Source organism: Campylobacter sp. 19-13652 (genome assembly GCF_019702925.1).
Classification (GTDB): domain Bacteria; phylum Campylobacterota; class Campylobacteria; order Campylobacterales; family Campylobacteraceae; genus Campylobacter_A.
In genome coordinates this window covers 244,456-264,333 of the sequence record NZ_AP024713.1, presented here as the reverse complement: position 1 = coordinate 264,333, position 19,878 = coordinate 244,456, and the positions used below count along the sequence as shown (strand labels likewise).

General features: G+C 40.2%; 19 protein-coding genes and 1 tRNA gene. 10 read left to right on the top strand and 10 right to left on the bottom strand.

Features of this window, described 5'->3' with window-relative positions:
- Positions 1-108 precede the first annotated feature (108 nt).
- A complete protein-coding gene (locus tag LBC_RS01220) occupies positions 109-1,293 on the top strand; it encodes a replication-associated recombination protein A (protein ID WP_221254313.1) in 1,185 nt (394 codons plus the stop codon).
- Positions 1,294-1,475: 182 nt separating this feature from the next.
- Positions 1,476-1,640, top strand: a complete 165-nt coding sequence (locus LBC_RS01215) for a hypothetical protein (RefSeq protein WP_221254312.1) — start codon at positions 1,476-1,478, stop codon at positions 1,638-1,640.
- A gap of 23 nt (positions 1,641-1,663) precedes the next feature.
- Here LBC_RS01215 and LBC_RS08985 read toward each other — a convergent pair whose 3' ends face one another.
- Positions 1,664-1,789, bottom strand: a complete 126-nt coding sequence (locus LBC_RS08985; protein WP_260173418.1) for a hypothetical protein — start codon at positions 1,787-1,789, stop codon at positions 1,664-1,666.
- A 47-nt stretch (positions 1,790-1,836) separates the two neighbouring features.
- Between LBC_RS08985 and LBC_RS01210 the strand changes: the two genes are divergently transcribed.
- Positions 1,837-2,481, top strand: coding sequence for a uracil-DNA glycosylase family protein (locus tag LBC_RS01210; RefSeq protein ID WP_221254311.1), 645 nt, complete (start codon positions 1,837-1,839; stop codon positions 2,479-2,481).
- Between the two features lie 12 nt (positions 2,482-2,493).
- Here LBC_RS01210 and LBC_RS01205 read toward each other — a convergent pair whose 3' ends face one another.
- The 5 genes from LBC_RS01205 to LBC_RS01185 form a co-directional block, all read right to left on the bottom strand.
- Positions 2,494-3,213 (bottom strand): MIT C-terminal domain-containing protein, encoded by a 720-nt coding sequence (locus LBC_RS01205; protein WP_221254310.1) that lies wholly within the window; start codon positions 3,211-3,213, stop codon positions 2,494-2,496.
- Between the two features lie 10 nt (positions 3,214-3,223).
- Entirely contained in the window at positions 3,224-4,255 is a 1,032-nt protein-coding gene (locus LBC_RS01200) for an AAA family ATPase (protein ID WP_221254309.1), read from the bottom strand.
- Positions 4,239-5,372 (bottom strand): DUF262 domain-containing protein, encoded by a 1,134-nt coding sequence (locus LBC_RS01195; RefSeq protein ID WP_221254308.1) that lies wholly within the window; start codon positions 5,370-5,372, stop codon positions 4,239-4,241. The genes LBC_RS01200 and LBC_RS01195 overlap by 17 nt, the downstream gene beginning before the upstream one ends.
- 53 nt (positions 5,373-5,425) lie before the next feature.
- Entirely contained in the window at positions 5,426-7,099 is a 1,674-nt protein-coding gene (ilvD, locus tag LBC_RS01190; RefSeq protein ID WP_221254307.1) for a dihydroxy-acid dehydratase, read from the bottom strand.
- 431 nt (positions 7,100-7,530) lie between these two features.
- Positions 7,531-8,319 (bottom strand): DUF4198 domain-containing protein, encoded by a 789-nt coding sequence (locus tag LBC_RS01185; RefSeq protein WP_221254306.1) that lies wholly within the window; start codon positions 8,317-8,319, stop codon positions 7,531-7,533.
- A gap of 300 nt (positions 8,320-8,619) precedes the next feature.
- On the opposite strand from LBC_RS01185, the gene hutH reads away from it, so the two are divergent.
- The 6 genes from hutH (at position 8,620) to LBC_RS01155 (ending at position 15,299) form a co-directional block, all read left to right on the top strand.
- Positions 8,620-10,188, top strand: a complete 1,569-nt coding sequence (gene hutH, locus LBC_RS01180; protein ID WP_221254305.1) for a histidine ammonia-lyase — start codon at positions 8,620-8,622, stop codon at positions 10,186-10,188.
- 2 nt (positions 10,189-10,190) lie between these two features.
- Positions 10,191-11,747 carry a flavocytochrome c gene (locus LBC_RS01175; protein ID WP_221254304.1) on the top strand — a complete coding sequence of 519 codons (1,557 nt, stop codon included), beginning with the start codon at positions 10,191-10,193 and terminating at the stop codon, positions 11,745-11,747.
- A 10-nt stretch (positions 11,748-11,757) separates the two neighbouring features.
- Entirely contained in the window at positions 11,758-12,159 is a 402-nt protein-coding gene (locus LBC_RS01170; protein ID WP_221254303.1) for a cytochrome c3 family protein, read from the top strand.
- 9 nt (positions 12,160-12,168) lie between these two features.
- Positions 12,169-12,774 (top strand): NapC/NirT family cytochrome c, encoded by a 606-nt coding sequence (locus LBC_RS01165; protein WP_221254302.1) that lies wholly within the window; start codon positions 12,169-12,171, stop codon positions 12,772-12,774.
- A 113-nt stretch (positions 12,775-12,887) separates the two neighbouring features.
- A complete protein-coding gene (locus tag LBC_RS01160; protein WP_221254301.1) occupies positions 12,888-14,255 on the top strand; it encodes an MBOAT family protein in 1,368 nt (455 codons plus the stop codon).
- A gap of 9 nt (positions 14,256-14,264) precedes the next feature.
- Positions 14,265-15,299: a hypothetical protein gene (locus LBC_RS01155; protein ID WP_221254300.1), complete on the top strand. Its 1,035-nt coding sequence runs from the start codon at positions 14,265-14,267 to the stop codon at positions 15,297-15,299.
- A gap of 55 nt (positions 15,300-15,354) precedes the next feature.
- On the opposite strand, the gene pgtP is transcribed toward LBC_RS01155, so the two are convergent.
- The 3 genes from pgtP to LBC_RS01140 form a co-directional block, all read right to left on the bottom strand.
- The gene (gene pgtP / locus LBC_RS01150) at positions 15,355-16,683 is read right to left on the bottom strand and encodes a phosphoglycerate transporter protein PgtP (protein WP_221254299.1); all 1,329 of its coding nucleotides are present in this window, start codon (positions 16,681-16,683) and stop codon (positions 15,355-15,357) included.
- A gap of 69 nt (positions 16,684-16,752) precedes the next feature.
- Positions 16,753-17,643 (bottom strand): EamA family transporter RarD, encoded by an 891-nt coding sequence (gene rarD / locus LBC_RS01145; RefSeq protein WP_221254298.1) that lies wholly within the window; start codon positions 17,641-17,643, stop codon positions 16,753-16,755.
- A gap of 97 nt (positions 17,644-17,740) precedes the next feature.
- Positions 17,741-18,154 carry a hypothetical protein gene (locus tag LBC_RS01140; RefSeq protein ID WP_221254297.1) on the bottom strand — a complete coding sequence of 138 codons (414 nt, stop codon included), beginning with the start codon at positions 18,152-18,154 and terminating at the stop codon, positions 17,741-17,743.
- A gap of 101 nt (positions 18,155-18,255) precedes the next feature.
- On the opposite strand from LBC_RS01140, the gene LBC_RS01135 reads away from it, so the two are divergent.
- Positions 18,256-19,557, top strand: a complete 1,302-nt coding sequence (locus LBC_RS01135) for a Na+/H+ antiporter family protein (protein ID WP_221254296.1) — start codon at positions 18,256-18,258, stop codon at positions 19,555-19,557.
- A gap of 117 nt (positions 19,558-19,674) precedes the next feature.
- Here LBC_RS01135 and LBC_RS01130 read toward each other — a convergent pair.
- A tRNA-Val gene (locus LBC_RS01130) sits at positions 19,675-19,750 on the bottom strand.
- Positions 19,751-19,878 lie beyond the last annotated feature (128 nt).

Genomic DNA, 19,878 nt, shown 5'->3' with positions numbered 1-19,878 from the left:
TAGAGTAGCTTTTGCGGCTAAAGCCACCTTAAGTCAAGGGCAAATTTAAAGCCAGCTTATGATAAAATCAAAGCCTTTTAAGCCGCCGTTTAAATTTAAAGGAGAGCAATGAACCTAGCCACAAAATACCGCCCCAAACGCCTATCTGAGATCATCGCTCAGCCTGCCTTAGTAGAGACTTTTGGCAAATTTATAGCCCAAAACGCCGTCCCGCACAGCATATTTTACGGCGCTGCGGGCTGTGGCAAAACGAGCTTTGCAAGGGTCGTGGCGACTGAAATGGGGGCTAGCTTTTACGAATTTGACGGCGGAAATTTAAAGCTAGAAAGCCTGCGAAGCGTGATAAAAAATCACGAAAACTCCCTGCTAAAGCCACTCATTTTCATCGACGAAATCCACCGCCTAAGCCGCACCCAGCAAGAAGCCCTACTCATCCCACTAGAGCAAGGCTCGCTCACGCTAATGGGCGCAAGCACGCAAAACCCCTTCTACACGCTCACATCAGCCATTCGCAGCCGCTGCTTCCTCTTTGAGTTTGCCCCCATTAGCAAGGACGCACTAATCATCCTAGCCAAAAGGGTGCTAGCAGATCTGGACACGAGTGCCAGCGACGAAGCACTGGAGTATCTAGCCCACTCAAGCTCTAGCGACGTAAGAGCGTGCCTAAATTTGCTAGACTACGCCCTAAAGCTAGCCCCAACGCTAAGCCTAGAAAGCCTAAAAACTCTGCGCCCCCACGCCCTAAGCGGCGGCGTAAAAGAAAGCGATGAGCACTACAACCTAGCCAGCGCGATGATAAAAAGCCTACGTGGCAGCGATATAAACGCCGCACTTTACTACCTAGCTAGGCTTATAGATGGGGGCGAGAGTGCCGATTTTATCGCTAGGCGGCTTGTGATTTTTGCTAGCGAAGACGTGGGAAATGCCAACCCAAACGCCCTAAACCTAGCCACAAACACCCTAACCGCCGTGCTAAACATCGGCTACCCAGAAGCCCGCATAATCCTAGCCCAGTGCGTGGTCTATCTAGCCAGCTCACCAAAGTCAAACTCAAGCTACGCCGCAATAAATGCCGCCCTAGCCTACGTGCGAGAAAATCCGCCCCTGCCCATACCGCCCTATCTTATCAACAACACCCCGCAAAGCCGCGACTACCGCTATCCGCACGACTTTGGCGGCTGGGTAGCGCAGCGGTATTTGGCCGATGAGAGCCTTGAGTTTTACAAGAGCAAGGGGGTGGGTTTTGAGAAGACGCTTGATGAGTGGCTTGGAAAGATTAAATCTAAAGATTGAGCCAGCTTGTCTTTTTGCCTTATACTGCGTTGAATTTAAAATTTGCTCAGTCATTACCCATACGGTAACTCCTGTCGCAAATTTTAAATTCGCCTTGTCTAAGACAAAAATACTTCGCATTCTTCGCTCGATACCTGTGCGGAAAAGCTTTGCACCCAAAAACCCACGTAATGAGTGGCTTATTGCCGATTTTTACAGCGATACGAAGTGAGCTGCTAAAAATCGTGCCGACGCTGCGAAGTAGCGGCGGTCATACTTTACGATACTGCCACGAATTAGTGGGGGTTTTAGGGTGCTGGGGCGAAAGAAAGGGGGGCAACTTCGTAACAAGGGCTTCCCTTTCTTGACGTAAAAAGTTAAGCCAAATAGCCTAAACAACGAACGGAGAATGCGAAGTATCGTGAGATGATTTTTGGGGTTGTGAGCCATTTTCAAGCGGAGCATACACGTAGTATGTGAGCATTGAAAATGGTGAAACTCCGTAAAAAGCACTCACGAGACGAGCTGGCTTAAATAACAAAATCAAATTTAAAAAGGATAAAAATGAAAAACTCCCAAAACGAAGCCATTAATAAGTCAGTCCAAACCCACCCCCTAAAGCCCTTTTTGCCCCAAAATACGAAGCTTTTAATGCTAGGTAGCTTCCCGCCGCCACGGAGTAGGTGGAGTATGGAGTTTTACTATCCAAATTTTATAAACGATATGTGGCGGATAATGGGGCTTGTGTTTTTTGGGGATAAAACGCACTTTTTGCTGGATAGCAAGCACTTTGACAAGCAGCGGATTACGAGCTTTTTAAGTGAGCGTGGTATCGGCGTGGCTGATAGCGTAAGCAGTGCCGTGCGACTAAAGGATAACGCAAGCGATAACTTTTTGCGTGTTATTGAGCGCACGGATATAATCGCTATTTTGCGTAGCGTGCCGCAGTGCGAGACCATCATCACCGCAGGCGAAAAAAGCACAAACGAAGCGCTAGCTAGCCTTAATAGTAGCGAGCTTGCAAAGGGCTTAAGGCTTGGCGAAAGTGTAAAAATCACTCTTAGCGAGCTAGGCAGCAGACAAATAGAGCTTTTTCGCTTGCCCTCAAGCTCACGTGCATATCCGCTACAACTCGAAGCAAAAGCCCAGTTTTACGCCAAAGTTTTTAAGCAGCGCGGATTGGAAGTTAAAATTATCTCACAAGCATAACCAATAAACGTATTAATTGCTTTTTAAAAGAAGTCTAATTATATATGTAAAATCTTTTTCTAGATCATAGAGATGCTCTATCCCACTTGTTAAGATTATCTCTATTTTTCTATCTATTAAAATATATCTATCATGTGATGCTGAATATGTGTTATTTTTATCTTCTTTAATTTCCCAATTTTGGTTAATTTTATTAAATTCTTCTTTTAATTCTCTAAACGATTTTTGTTTATTTCTTTTATTGAAACTAAAATAAACTTTCAGTTCTTTATCATTAAAAATTTCCTGAGCAAAATTTAACATGCTATCAAATACATTATTATATAAAAGGTACGGATCTCTTATTAATATTTCATTACAACTTTCAAACAATGATTTAAGATGCAACTTTGCCTTATTTCTATTCATATTTTGCTTAAATGTTGCTGTAAAATTATTTTCTATAATATCATTTTTTATATTAACATATGGAAAATAATCCTTTGTATCTGATAAAATAACCTTAAACACAGTATCTTTTGCCGCTTCTTCAATATTATCTTTTATCCTATAGTTACCCAAGGAGGACAATATGCTTTTCTGTAGAGCGGTATCCACCTTAGATAGTTGGCTTTTTGTAAAAAGTATAGGTGTTTTTATGTAATGCAAAATCCTATTGATGGTATCAACATCGTCACATTCGCCGTTTTTAAATTTCAAATAACACTCGAGTAGATTGTCTTCTAGCATCATATAATACATTTTACATCATCTCTAAAAGCTCTGGTAGATTTGTATCTAAAAATCCATTAGGGAAATTTATTATATTCTTATTTATATCAATAAATTTGCCATTCTTATTTATTTTAATACTTTTAAATTTGTCAAAAGCATTATCCTTATAATAAATAATAGATTTTTCTTGATCAAAATTTCCCTTAAATATTTCATACCTTAACTTATTTATCAAGTATTCAGAGTGGGTTTCTATTATTAGTTGTCTTTTACGGCTGGCTATAAAGACAAAAAACTCCATAAGCCTAGATACGGCTTTTGGATGCAAATGTATCTCTGGATTTTCAATAATAAATACATTATTTTCACTCATTGAAAGAGTAATTATTAGAATTTTAACCAAATAACTTACACCGGATCCAACATTAAACGTAGAGACAATACCTTTATTAATTTTAAAACCAACTTTAACATTTACATTATTTATGTCTTCTGTATAAAGCTTAATATCTAAATCCAAAATATAATTAACCCAATACTCTAATTGCCAAGCAAGAGTATTATCTACATCATCTTTTTTACGAATATTCTCATCAATAGTTTTATCTTTATACTTCTGAAAGTAACCAAAAGCATATTTACCATCTATATCAAAGCTTTCGTCATCTCCATATTCAGATATATCTTCCTGACCAATTCTATTCGCGGTAATATAAAACAAATTTTTATCAAATACTAGCTCTAGTTTATTTTTAGAAGTCGTATACCACGTAGAATTGTTGTTTATACCGTCACATAATAATCCAAAAGAATTATTGCAAAATTTTAAACTTATACTTACCTCTTCATTGCCGTTTTTAATACTTTCAAAATTCTTCACTCTTTTGATAGCTTTTTCTAAATCTTGATTTTTATTATAACAATAAGAAGTTAATAATATTGACTGTATAACGCTACTTTTACCAGAAGAATTAACCCCTGTTAAAATAGTTAATGGCAATAAAACAAATTTTTCGTCTTTTATTGACTTGAAATTTTTAATCTCAATTTCTTGAAGCATTATTAATTCCTATTAGTTTTTCAATCTCTCCAAATCTAAAATTTACATTTTCTACACTATCTATACCAAATGTAAATCTGTCAGGATTATCAAAATGTTTAGATTTTAAAATCTCCAACCTATCTATATCTATAGTCTTCTTGTTTTCCAATGCAATCATAAAGCCATAAGATATACACTCAAAAAGACCCATATTTATAGGTCGCTTTCTATCATCTTTACTTTTAAACCTAAATATATCACTTCCCCCGTTTTTTATTACTTGTTTCATGGCATTTTTAAAATCATTCTTAAGATCCAAATAAGCAGATATATCTTTTTTATTAATCTCTTGCATAGTCTTAGCCAAAAATTCATCTATTCCACTAGCAGTATTATGCTCTTTAATAGCCCTTGTTCTAACTAGGTAAAAAGATATCAATCTTAATATAATATATCTATCTTTCATCCCTCTTGACCTTATTGTATTGTCAGTTGCCCCCTTAAATTCAGCGCATTCGCTTAATTCTTTAATTAGGGTTGTAGATGAGCCTTGATATAATGCGTTCCTCATTTCTTGATTGCTTAATTTTGTGCCACCTCTATTAATTCTATCAAATATATCAAACTTAACTCTTTCTGGAGTCGGAGGAAGTATGGTATATATTTCCAGCTGATAATCTTCTAATTTATTTTTATAATCAGAACTTAAGTCTTTAAATTTTTTACCACTAATGTCACTTAAAATTCTCAATTTATCTAGAGTAAATTTACCATCTATATAATCAGCTATACAAGTAAGTCTTTGTCTGCCATCAACAACCTGTTTTTTGCCATTTGCATCCTGAAAAAAATATATTACTGGTAGAGGAATGCCTATTAAAATAGACTCAATTAATTCTGACTTTTGTCTTTTTCCCCAAACATCATCATTTCTTTGAAAATCAGGGTTTAAGATAATATTTCCTCTTTCTGGATTATCATATTTTCTTTTAAAATCATAAACACTCATTCTTCCTTTATCAATTCTTACCTCTTTCAGTGGATAGTCTTGAATGTTTAAATTTCCATCCGTCTCTCCTTCTTCGATTTCGTTGTCCATGTCATCAACAATAATATCAGTAGTAATTTCTTTCATATTTTTTATCCTTCTTTTTAATTTTATTGGCTATTAAATTAGCACACGCCAGCCTACCCCTCCAGCACTGCCCCTTTGCTGGCGTTTTGAACAAGCGCTCTATACTGACTTAGCCAGCGGCTGCTTAGCGGCTTTAAATTTGGCTTAAAGCTGGCTTTCCTAGCAGCGATTTCACTCTCGCTCAAAAGCACGTTTATGCTAAATTTATCCACGTCAATCTCGATCTCATCGCCATCACGCAGCAGTCCTATCATACCGCCCTCGGCTGCTTCTGGGCTTACGTGGCCTATGCTTAGCCCCCTAGTCGCACCGCTAAAGCGCCCATCCGTTATAAGCGCCACGCTAGCGCCCAGACCTCGCCCCATTATTAGGCTCGTTGGGCTTAGCATCTCTTGCATTCCAGGGCCGCCCTTTGGGCCTTCGTAGCGTATGACGACCACGTCGCCTGCCTTGACCTTGCCGCTGCTAATGCCCTCAATAGCTTCATCTTGGCTATCAAAGCACACAGCCAGCCCCCTAAATTTACGCTCACCAACGATACCAGCCGTCTTTATCACGCAGCCTTGCTCGGCTAAATTGCCAAAGAGCACGGCAAGCCCGCCCACCTTTGAGTAGGCGTTTTTGATATCACGTATGACGTCGCTATCTTTTATCTCGCTAGCCCCCACTAGCTCGCCCATACTTACGCCAGTTACGCTTGGTGCGTCTAGGCTGAGATAGCCCCCACTTGCATTAGCAATTTCACGCATTACCGCACTCACGCCGCCTGCGCGTCCGACGTCTTGCATATGCACGTCGCTTCTGCTTGGGCTGATTTTAGCGATGTGAGCGACGTTTTGGCTGATTTTATTAATGAGAGCTAAATCAAGCTTTACCTCAGCTTCTCTAGCGATGGCTAGCATATGCAGTATGGTATTTGAGCTGCCACCCATTGCCATATCGACAACTAGGGCGTTTTGGATAGATTTTTGCGTGATGATGTTGCGAATTTTATAGCGCTCATCAAGTGCGATTTCGCACAGCCTTTTTGCTGCTGAGCGCACCAGCTCCTCTCGCTCTGGCGTTAGAGCTAGCACGGTGCCATTTCCAGGCAGAGCCACGCCCATCGCTTCGCAAAGCGTATTCATCGAATTTGCCGTAAACATACCGCTGCAGCTGCCTCCGCTCGGACACGCCGCACACTCGATCTCCTTTAGCGTCTCTTCATCTATCGCGCCGCTTTCGTATTTTCCCACCGCTTCAAAGGCGCTGGCTAGATCGACTGGCGAGCCGTCTTTGGTGTAGCCCTTTTTCATCGCTCCACCGCTAACAAAGATAGTTGGCACATTTACTCTAAGTGCGCCCATTAGCATTCCAGGCACGATTTTATCGCAGTTTGGCATACATAGCAGGGCGTCTAGCTTGTGAGCATTCATCACGCTTTCGACGCTGTTTGCGATGATTTCACGGCTTGGCAGGGAGTAAAGCATTCCGCTATGCCCCATCGCTATGCCATCATCAACGCCGATTGTATTAAACTCAAACGGCACACAGCCATTTTTGCGGATCTCATCCTTTGCTATCTGGGCGTATTTGTTTAGGAAAAAATGACCCGGGATAATCTCAATAAAGCTATTGCAAACGCCGATAAATGGCTTATAAAAGTCGCTGTCTTTTAGCCCAGTCGCGCGCAAAAGCGAGCGGTGTGGGGTGCGTGTGTAGCCTTGCTTGATGATATTACTTCTCATATCTTTGCCTTTTGTTTAAATTTGGCTAGTTCTGTTTTAAAAAAACTTGATTTTATAAAGTTTTTGGCAAACAAAGCACTGCATGCATGAGTGCTTGACGCCGATTTTTACGACAAATACCTATCAATAACAGTCATGACTGACGCTACAAATATGAATTATTAGCGTGGGCTTGCCAATGCAAATCAAAATTTAAATACAATATTTTCAAAACAGAACCATTTTGGATTTTAGCAAATTTTGGCTTTATCCTAGGAAAAATTAACAAACTTAAACCATTAAATTTATAAACATTCTGATTTTGAGCGGATAAATTTAAGGCTTTGACTCTAGCCTTAAATAACTTAAATTTTAAAATTAATTATAATAGTTAAATATTTTGCAATATGCGGACTATAAAATCTTGGGGGCAAAACCCCCAAGAAAATAGGCTATTTCACCCAAAATGTAAGGCTTGCTTGCGACCATTCTTTTTCGCATTTAGAGTCATCTAGGCTACGTTCTACCTCGGTAGAGACAAACCAAAGTCCGCCCACAAGGGGCTTGAAGCTAAACTCACCATTTTTATCAGTCTTGTTAAAAAACGCCCTCATCTCATCATTATCGCCACCATGCCCGTCGCCTTTATCCGCACCATGATCGCTCACATACCCAGCAAAACCGCCTGTAATCTCGGCGTTTGCGACAGGTTCGCCGTCTCTTGTGAGACGAAATCTACTAATCTCGCCAGCCCTAATCTCGCCTAATGCGCTAACTGGCGTTATCTCAAGCCCCTCTCCTAGCGCCTTTGTGGCAAAGCTGCCATCATCATTTCCAGCCAGGATAAACTTAGCCTTAAAGCTAGACCTTAGACACTGCTTGGCGTCTGGAAAGTCAGCTCTATTTTTATTCATTTCCCATTTTCCGTCGCTTTTTTGAGTCCAGTCAGTTGGCTTGTAGCTGGCCACAATTATGTGCGTATCATCCCCTACTTTAGTAGCTTCATAGTGGTAGTTTTCACCCACTTGACTTAGCTTTGTTTTGCCATTTTTGCCAAGTGCATAAGGCGTATCAAAAAGCGATAGACGCTTCTTTGCAATAGGCTCTGGATTTGCAAAATCATGTCCGTAAATTAAGTCTACGCTTAGGTTTTTATCCTGCTTTGCCACAACCCACAAATCATGTGCACTTGATGCCGTTACTAATAAAAGTGCCGCTAGGGCTATCTTTGATAGTTTCATAAGTTCCTCCTTTAAATTTAAGCGCAAATGCTAGCATATTTAAAAAATATTTGCAAATTTTTTGAAATTTTATATCAAATTTAAGCCGCTAAAACCCTTATTTTACAGAGCTTTTGATAAAATTTAAAATTTTATTTTTATGCACCATTTATTTGCAACAAAGTTGCATATTATTTTAAATTTATTCTTACTAAGTAGTAAATAAATTTTATTTTTATTTAAATTTTTCACACATTTTAAGCTTTAATTTTAAAAAGTTAAATTAAAATACAAAATTAATATTTACAAAAGGAGAAAGATGTGAAAATCTATAAAAGCCTGTGCGTAGTGGCGGCTTTGGCGGCTAGCTTAGGAGCCGATGTGCTGCTTGATGGGGCTAGCTTTGATACTGCAAAGGTGCAAGCCATCTCAAAGGGCGAGGCGGTAAAAATCGACCCAGCCGCCCTAAAAAGAGCGCAAAAATCCTACGATGAGCTAATAAATGCCGCTAAAAGTGGGGTTAAAATTTATGGGCTAACCGTGGGCGTGGGGCTAAATAAAGACCGCCAGATGATAAAACCAAACGGCGAGCTAAGTGATGAGCTAATCAAGGCTAGCGAGCGTTTTAACGTGGGGCTAATCCACGCTCACTGCGGCGGCGTGCGTGATGACCTGCCACGCGAGACGGTGCGCGCGATAATGGCAATCCGAGCAAACAATATGCTTTTTGGACACACTGGCGTCTCGCCCAAAGTCATCAAAATGCTCTCTGGCTTTATAAACAAAGACATCATCCCAGCCGTGCCTAGCTTTGGCTCTATGGGCGAGGCGGACATTACGATTTTGGGGCATTTGGGCTTAGCGATGATAGGCGAGGGAGAGGTGTATTACAAAGGCGAGAAAATGAGTGCCACAAAGGCTTTAAAAAGTGCTGGCATTGAGCCACTTGTGCCCTTTGGTAAAGATAGCCTAAGCATACTAAGCTCAAACGCCTACTCAGTCGCCATCGCTAGCCTTGCTATAGAGGAGCTAAAAACGCTAAATCGCAACCTAAAACTCGTCTATGCCCTAAGCCTAGAAGCCCTAAACGGCAACGTTTCGCCTTTTAGTAAAGCAGCAGCGAGCCTGCGTCCGTTTGCGGGCTTTGTGCAAGTATCAAGCGAGCTTAGGGAAATATTAAAAGATAGCTATCTAAACGAGCCAAGCGCCGAGCGTGCACTGCAAGATCCGCTTAGCTACCGAGACGCAGCCTATATTATAAGCACTATCGATGAGAGCCTTGCAAAGCTAGCTGAGCTTTTTAGCGTGCAGCTAAACTCAAGCGATGATAATCCAGGCGTAGCAAACGGTAAAGTCGTGCCGAGTGCGAATTTTGAGCCAATTATCTGGGTGCTCGAGCTTGAAAAGCTAAGCATCGCCATAGCTCACAACTCAAAGGCCGCAAGCGAGCGGACAATAAAACTAAGCGATGATAAATTTACGCACCTAAGTAGGTTTTTGGGTACTGACGAGACCGTGCATGCCTTTGGCGCTATGCAAAAGCCATTTGTCGCACTTAGTGGCGAGAACGAGGCTTTGGCTAATCCAGTCTCACTTAATTATGTCCCAGTCGCTGGAGACATCGAGGACGTCGCCACAAATGCCCCACTAGCTGCCATTAAGCTAGCCAAAGCGATAGATAATCTAAGCTACATCGTGGCAATGGAGCTTATCCACGCCGCACAGGCCATTTATCTAAGGCTTGCTGCACAGCCAGATTTAAAGCTCTCAGCCACGACAAAAAGGCTTTATAGCGAGTTTAGAAAGGTGGTTAAATTTATGCAAAAAGATAGAGTGATGACGCCAGATTTTAGGCGTGCGTATGAGTTTATTAAAAGCTACAAAGGATAAAAATGCAAAGTGCTAGACGAAAATTTTTACGTGATGCTAGCTTGCTTGGTGGGGCTATCTTGCTAGGCAGTGGCGAGCGTTTGGGAGCGGAGGATATACGCTGGGATGAGTACTGCGACGTGCTAGTTGTAGGAAGCGGTTTTGCAGGCTGTGCCGCAGCGTGCGAGGCAATTGACGCTGGGGCAAAAACCATAATGATAGATAAAATGCCAGTCCTTGGGGGCAACTCCGCAATAAACGGCGGAGCCTTTGCCATAGTGGGAAGCCCACAGCAAAAGGCTAGAAACGTCGCTGATAACTATGAGAGCTACGTGGCTGACTTGCTAAAAGCAGGGCGAGGGATGAATGATGTAAGCTTGCTTGAAGTCATCGCCAAAAACGGCTACGCAGCGTATAAATTTAGCGTAGATAAGGGCGTGATCTACAGAGACGCCCTAGGGCAGTTTGGCGGACACAGCGTGCCACGCACCATTTGGCCTGAGATAAACAGCGGCTCAAAAATCACAATCCCACTGCAACGCTACGCCAAAAACAAAGGTGCGATAATCCGCACAAATACGATATTTGACGATCTAATCCTAAACGCAAAAGGCGAAGTAATCGGCGCAAAAATCAGACACGATTATGAGTTTAAATTTGATCCAAATATCGACGAGAGCGAAAATAAAAGCGGGCAGAGCAAATACTACCGCGTCTATGGCGGCGTGGTGATGGCTAGCGGTGGCTTTAGCTATGATGTGAAATTTCGCCAAGAGCTAGTAGCTAACATCACCCCAGATCTAGACTGCACCAACCACTACGGCGCGACCGCATACGCACTAAAAGCCCTGATGAAAAATGGCGTAGCGACACGGCATTTAGATCAAATTCAGCTAGGCCCATGGGGTAGCCCTGATGAGCGTGGCTTTGGCATAGCCCCTGTCTTTGCAATTCCAGCCTTTAGCTACGGCATAGCTGTCGATGTCCGCACTGGCAAGCGATTTATGAACGAGCTAGCTGATCGCAAAGAAAGAAGCGACGCCATAATTAAAATCCACAAAAATCCTGACGGCAGCTTAAGCCATCCAGTCGTCATCTGCGACTCCGTAGCCGCCACTGGCACGACAAAGGCAAACGTTTACCGTGGGCTAGAAAAGGGCGTGATAAAGCGCTTTGATACGATTAAAGAGCTAGCCTTGCATTATGGCATACCTTATGAAGGACTTAAAAAAAGCGTGGATGACTATAATAGCTACGTCGCAAATGGCAAGGATTTGGAATTTAATAAGCCGCTATTTAAGCTAAATGGCATAAGCGTAAATATCTCAAAACCGCCATTTTACGCCTGGCGCGCACTACCAAAGGTGCATCACACCATGGGCGGAGTGGTGATAGACACTCAGGCTCAAGTGCAAAGCCAAAGCGGAGGCAGTATAGCTGGGCTATACGCAGCTGGCGAAGCCGTGGGCGGACCGCATGGAGCTAGTAGGCTAGGATCAGCTGCCATACCTGATTGTCTAGTCTTTGGGCGTATTGCTGGGGCAAATGCGGCTAAGAGATCAAGAGAGCTTAGGGCGTAAAGGAGGAGTGATGAGAAAAGTAATTTTAGCCTGTATCGCCCTATTTTTGGCGATAAATTTAGACGCAAGCGAGGGCTTTTACCGCTTAGAAAAGCCAATAAATGAGAGCGAATATCAGATAAAAAGCCACCATAAGCAAGTGGGGATAAAGTGCGAAAACTGCCACGATATGAGCCAAAAGGAGGCAAATCTAGTAGGCAAGGCAAGCACGGCTACGTGTCTAAGCTGCCACAAAAGCTACGAGCAATTAGCTAGCTTAAGCGCACACCTAGGCTATGATGATAACCCGCATGCAAGTCCGCACTACCCAGATATGGACTGCAAGCTCTGTCACGCCAGCCACAAAAAGAGCCAAAACTACTGCGTGATGTGCCACAGCCAAGAGAGCTTAAAAAATTTAATCGTGCCATAAGGAGAGAGAGTGAAAAAGGTAATTTTTGTTGTAATTTTGCTAGCAGTGGGGTATTTTGGCACAAATTTGGCGGTGCATAAAACAAGCGATGCGGCCTTTTGCGTAAGCTGCCATGAGTGGATGGACACATCTGTAAATGCCTACAAAATGGGCTCTCACGCAGGGGTAGAATGTACCACCTGCCACCTGCCACAAGATAGCGCAAAGCTAGCCTACTTGCTAAAAAAGGCCGCTAACGGCGTAAGCGAGGTAACCCATATGTTAACGCACGACGCAAAGGATATGGACTGGCAGGCAAACAGGGCAAGGCGCGCTGAGTATGTCTATGACAGTGGCTGTATAAGCTGCCATGCAAAGGTGTTGGGCGCTGAGCATGGCGAGAATAAAAATGCTGCCGATATGCACGCAGCCTACGTAAGCTCAAATGGGCTAAGTGGCGAGATAGGCGGGGTGAAAATAGTCTTTTTGGGTGAAAATTCAAGCAGCGAAAACGGCAAAAAGCTAGCCTGCGTCAGCTGCCACAAAAGCGTGGGGCATGAGAGCCTAGGCAAGATACTGCACGACGTAAAACACCCACCAGTAGGCAAATGGAGCGATGAGGATAGGAGGTATTAGGAATTTTAAGCTGGTAAGGTAAATCTTGCCAGCTTTATTTATTGCAACAAAAGGTTAAATTCATACACTTTTAAGTAAAATAGAAAATTTAACTATGTATTTATGAGGAATTTATGCTATTTAATTCTTTTGAGTTTATTTTTATCTTTTTACCATCTGTATTTTTTGTATATTTTGGACTAATAAAACTAAGATTCTCAAAACTAAGTATACTATTTTTAGCATTTGCGTCATTAATATTTTACAGTTACTACAATGTACTATATTTACCTATAATTTTAGGCTCCATTATATTTAATTATGCAATATCAAATATAATAAATAAAAATAAAAAAATATTATTTTTAGGGATCACAGCAAATTTATTATTGCTTGGGTATTTTAAGTATACAAATTTTTTGATCCAAAATATAAATTATATTTTGGATCAAAATATCCAGCTTGTAAATATAGCTCTACCACTGGCAATCTCATTTTTTACTTTTCAACAAATAGCTTTTCTAATAGATAATTATCACAATAAAAAAAGATATAATTTTTTTGATTATACATTATTTATAAGTTTTTTTCCACAATTAATAGCAGGTCCAATAGTTCATCATAAAGAAATGATGCCGCAGTTCTTAAATAAAAATAATTTAAAAATAAATTATGAAAACATAAGCAAGGCTATTTATATATTTTCAATAGGATTATTTAAAAAAGTAGTTATAGCAGATAATTTGGCAATTATTGCAATAAATGGTTTTGATAACACACAAGTAGACAGCGTCATTGCAGCTTGGACAACTAGCCTTAGTTATACATTTGAATTATACTTTGATTTTAGCGGATATTGCGACATGGCAATTGGTGCAGCATTACTTTTTAATATAAAACTTCCTATAAATTTTAATTCTCCATATAAATCATTAAATATACAAGAATTTTGGAGAAGATGGCACATAAGTCTTGGTAAATTTTTAAAAGACTATGTATATATGCCATTAGGAGGGAATAAGAAAAAGACGCCAAATACATATTTTAATCTATTTGCGGTATTTTTACTAGGTGGAATATGGCACGGAGCTGGATGGGGTTTCATAATATGGGGTACTTTGCACGGATTAGCGCAAATATTTTATAGATCAAGTATAAATATAATAAAAATACCAAAAATAATATCTTGGTTAATTACTTTTTTATTTATAAATACTACATGGGTGTTTTTTAGAGCTAAAGATTTTGCAACTGCTACACATATTATAAAAACAATGTTTGGTATAAATGCAAATATTGGAAATTTTTTAGATAAAAAATATGAAATAATAAGCATAATTATATGTTTTATCATATGTATTTTTATGAAAAATTCAAATGAACTAACACAAAATTCAAGCTTTAGATACAAAGCAGCATTTTTTATAGCTACATTAATAGTAATTACATATATATCTAGTCTTAGTGCAAAGCTATCTCCTTTTTTATATTTCAATTTCTAGGTAAAAATCATGAACAAATATATATCCTTTATACCAAAGCTGATAACATCAATAATAATTGTTCTGTCACTTTATATAATAGCTTTTATGCTTTTAGTTGATATTGGCTCGGTACAATTTCAATCTTATAAAAATACTCTACTTTTAACAAATAAAAACATAGAAAAAATAATTATAGAAAGTGGCTCAAACAGCTTTCATGGGATTAACTCCAGCTTAATAGAAAAACATTTTAAAAAAAAGACAATAAATTTAGCTGAATTTGCTGGGGTGCCATTAAAATTGAAATTATATAGACTATCAAATGCGATAAAAAAAGGTGACGTCATCATACTTCCTTTGGAATATAGATACTATTTAGGAGATACTACTATAGATATGTTCTATGATGGAATATTTTTTGGATACTCTCATTATTTCAAAGCTTTACCATTTAAAGAAAAAATAATTTTTATTCTAAACACACCTATCAAATCAACCATTAAAGCTACTATAAAAATTATAAATAAAAAATATATAAAAGACTACATATTGGCAAAATTTAAAAACATTCAACCAAACGGAATAAAAGAACAAGGAAAACTTTATGTAGCCGACAATGGAGATTTTGATTTCAAAGAACCACTTGCAGAAAAAGATGATCTAAAAATTCCTTGCCAAGAATATATATTTACAAAATCAATTATAGATAAAAATAATATTATAAATCCGATATTTAAAGACAATATAGAACTGCTTAAAAATATAAAAAATAAAACAGGAGCCGAATTTGTATTTACATATCCAGTAGTTGCAGGAGCAGATGATTGTTATAATTTTGATAACAAAAACGGAAAAGAATTTAAAAATTTTTTAAGTAGTATAAAAAAATATATAACAAATAATGGTTTTAAATTTATAGGTAATTACCAAGATAGCTTTTTTGACAAAAGTCATACTATGGATACCTGGTTTCACGTTCTCCCAGAAGCAAGAGATAAAAGGACAAAAATGTTAATTCATACTTTAGAAAAAGAAAATATTATAAGCCCTATAAAGAAATAAATGCAAATTAAAATAAACCAACTACTTTTTTATATAAAAAGTAGTTGGTGTCGCATCACCCCCTGCTTGGCTTATGCAACAGCGTAAAAGCAATAAAAACAAAAGCCAGCACGCAAGAGAGCATTAGCGTGTAAAAGCCCCCATCCCAGCCGTAAATATCGACCACCTTACCCATCACATACCCAGCGCTTGCCGAGCCTAAAAAGTAGCCAAAAAGCCCTGTTAGTCCGCACGCCGTGCCAGTGGCTATGCGTGGGACTAAATCAGCCGCTTGCAGCCCTATCATCATCACAGGACCATAAATCAAAAAGCCAATAGCAACAAGGCAGATGTTATCCACTAGCGGATTGCCAGCTGGGTTTTTCCAATAGACAATGACTGCGATAAATACGCCTACTAAAAACAAAAGCATAGGCGGCGCGCGGTGGCCTTTGAAAATTTTATCGCTCATATAGCCACTTGCTAGCATACCAAAAATGCCCGCATACTCGTAAAGAAAATAGGCCCAGCTTTGCTTATCAAAGCTAAAGTGCTTTACTTCCTTTAAATATGTCGGCGCCCAGTCGATGATGCCGTAGCGGATAAAATAGACAAAGGCGTTGGCAATGGCAATCGACCAGAGAAATTTATTATTAAAGACGTATTTAAAAAATATCTCCTTTGCGCTTAGCTCGTGCGCGTGCTTGTCGTGCTTTCGCACTTCGCCCTTATACTCCTCAACTGATGGCAGCCCACAGCTTTCAGGCGTATCACGCATAAGAAAAAAGCAGACAAAAGCTAGGCTTATGGCAATGAGCGCTGGCAGGTAAAACAGCGAGTGCCACGTGCCAAAAAGTGCGACGCCAAGTATGGCTAAGGGCCCGATAAGCCCGCCGCCTAGGTTGTGGCTGACGTTCCACCAGCTCCACCACACGCCCCGCTCAGACGTGCTAAACCAGTTCGTCATCGTCTTTGCCCCAGGCGGATAGCCCATACCCTGAAACCAGCCGTTAAGCGCAGCTAATATCACCATCACGCTAATGCTAGCCATAACTGCTGGCACAAGCCCGAAAATAAGGCTTATCCCAGCCGAGCCAAGAAGCCCAGCGACTAGGAAATACTTAGGATTGCTCCTGTCTGAGACGTTGCCCATTAAAAATTTACTAAGCCCATAAGCTATGCTAAGCGCGACGCCAACGCTGCCTAGCTGGGCCTTGGTAAAGCCATACTCTTCGATTAGGTGCGGTATGGCTAGGGAGAAGTTTTTGCGGATTAGGTAGTAGGCTGCGTAGCCTATAAACACGCCTGCAAAGACCTGCCAGCGAAGGCGACGATAGGTGCTATCGACTTCGTTAGTTGGCACTTTATGCTCGCTTGGAGCTTTTGCTTTGAAAAACGAAAACACGGCATTATCCTTGATATTTTAAATTAAAGCTAAGAATTTAGCATAATTAAATTTAGGAGTTGTTGAAATTTATATTTTATTAAACTTATCAAGCTGTCTCTTGGAGCTGTTTTTCGCGACGCTATCAACGCTTACTATAAAAATAGCAAGCCATATTAGCGAAAACGATACGACCTTGTACATAGGCAAAGGTTCGCCGTATAGCAAAACTGCAATAAAAAGCGCGATAGTAGGCGTGATATATTGAAGCAAGCTTAAAGTGCTCATGCGCACACGCACAGTAGCTGCGGTAAAAGCAAGTAAGGGCACAACTGTAACCACACCATTAAGAGAAAGCATAAGCCCGTCTAAATTCATACCAAAATGGCTAGGCATTATCATTATATAAACAATAGCAAGTGGCAGAGTAAACATCGTCTCAGTAAAAAGCCCCTCATATGCACCAACGCCCACCTTTTTACGAACCAAAGCATAAGCTGCTACGCTAATGGCAATAAAAACAGAGACAAAAGGCAGACTTCCTAGCTCAATAAACTGCACCGCAACAGCCGCAACAACGAGTGCAAAGGCGATCTTCCCAGCTCTGCTAAGCCGCTCACCAAAGAACAAAAACCCACCCACCATCTGAAAAATAGGTGCCGAGAAATTACCCAAAGCCGCCTCGACTATATTGCTACTATTAATCGCATAAACAAAAACACACCAACTAGATACAATAAGCAGACCACTAAATAGCAGTAAATAGCGTATCTGCGGTGTTTTTAGTATATTTATTACTGCATCAAAACGGCGAAATAAGATAAGCAAAATGAACAAAAATAAAAAAGACCATATCACACGATGAGCTATAATCTCATATGGGCTAATGTGAGTCATAAATTTATAAAAAATGACCACAAAACCCCACGTAATAAAAGCAAAAAGAGCGAGGGAAAGCCCCTGTTTTTCGCTATTTGTCATAAAGACTCCTTTAAATTTTGCCAATTATAGCCTAGCTTTTAAAACAAGGGTTAGAAAATTAGTACAAATTCCTTGCCTAATTCTGCAAATTTTAAATTTATTCACATTTTTTAAGCGGCGTATCCTTGCCAGAGGCACTATAAATTCCTTCATCGGATTTAAAATGTACCTGCACCCCATCGCCCACTAGTAGCACTCCGCTCGCACTTACTGCTCTTTTAAGCGCTTTATACTCACCCTCAGAAATACTTAAAACAGCCGTATCAAATTCATCATATGAACGCAGCTTTAGCCTTAATCCATCAGCCGAGCAAAAGCTTATCTCATTTGCCTTTTTAACCACGGACGACTTACTTGTAGGCGTGGCATTAGGCTTTGTCAATGTAGGGGCAGAGCATGAGCAGTGTTTTGATGATTGCTGATTTATCTCTGGCTCTGCATCGCCGCCTAATCCAGCAAAACTAGCACAACCAGATAGTAAAAAAGCTAGAAAAAATGGGATTATTTTCATAATATTCTCCTATTAGATTTAAGGCAGAAATTGTATCAAATTTAATATAAAATTTGGTTTGTTTTGGGTAGCATTAGCTTTTCATTAAAAGAAGGAGAGGAATGTTAACAAATCCGGTCTTACTAAGCGTAATCTTAATGACGGCACTATGCCTACTTAGGTTTAATATTTTATTAAGCATACTGGTATCAGGGCTAGCAGCAGGGCTTTTAAGCGGTAAAAATTTAATCGAAACTACAAATTTATTAATAGACGGCATGCAAGGAAACCTAGAAACCGCACTAAGCTACATACTCCTAGGCGCGCTCGCGGCTGCTATTGCAAAGACGCAACTAACAGCAATTTTAATCCACCAAAGCGCAAAATTGCTCGGACAAAAAAAGGCAATGATAATCCTAGCAATCGCCTTTATAGCGTGCTTTTCGCAGAATTTAATCCCAGTTCACATAGCATTTATTCCTATCCTCATACCACCACTTTTAGCACTTTTTAACAAGCTAAAAATCGACCGCCGAGCCGTGGCGTGCGCACTTACATTTGGGCTTGAGGCACCATATGTAAGCATTAGCGTAGGCTTTGGACTACTTTTTCATAATATATTAAAAAAAGAGCTAGCAAATAACGGCGTAGAAGTAAGCCTAGGACAAATTTCATCGGTGATGTGGCTTGGTGGTGCGGCTATGCTAGTAGGACTACTGCTGGCTATATTTTTCTACCGTAAGCCACGCGAATACAGCCAAACTAGCGCAGAAAAAGCCGAGCTAAACCAAAGCCAAAATAGCCCTAAAATGGGGCGCAAAGAGTGGGGTGTATTAGTTGGGGCGATAGTCGCTTTTAGCGTGCAGCTTTACTCAGACTCCATTCCACTTGGTGGGCTTTTGGGGCTTATTAGCATGATAGCACTTGGTGGGATAGAGTATGGTAAAATGGACACCATAGTCGACAAAGGGCTTGGCATGATGGGCTTTATAGCATTTGTGATGCTTGTAGCTGCTGGCTTTGGAAACGTCCTAAGAGAGAGTGGTGGCATAGCAGAACTTATCGCATTTGCAAGCTCAGTAAGCGGCGGACAGCTAGGTGGAGCTATCATAATGCTTGCTATTGGGCTTTTAGTAACGATTGGCATAGGCACGTCCTTTGGCACTATACCTATTATAGCAGCTATTTATGTGCCACTTTGCGTTTCGCTTGACTTTAGCCCAGCTGCGACGATATTATTAGTCGGCATTGCCGCAGCCCTAGGAGACGCTGGCAGCCCGGCAAGCGATAGCACACTAGGGCCTACAAGCGGACTAAACGCAGATGGCGAGCATAATCACATCTACGATACCTGCGTGCCAACTTTTATATTCTTTAATATACCGCTTTTAATAATGGGCGTGATTGGCGCTTTAGTGCTTTAAATTTATTGCAAGGGCTTTTGCCTTTGCATAATCCAAAAGACGACGGTTTAAATTCTAAATATTTTATTATAATCTCGAAAGCTTTAATATTGAGGCGTAAATTTACAAAAGTAAGAATGGTGGCCCCGAATGGACTTGAACCATCGACCACCACCATGTCAAGGTGGTGCTCTACCAGCTGAGCTACGGGACCAAATTTTAAAGATTGTGATTATAAAAAAAGTTTCATTTATTTTAGCTTAAATTTATTTAAAACAGTAAATTTAAAATTAAGCTTGCCACTTCAACCAAACTTAAATTAAATTTGTATAAAATTCAAGG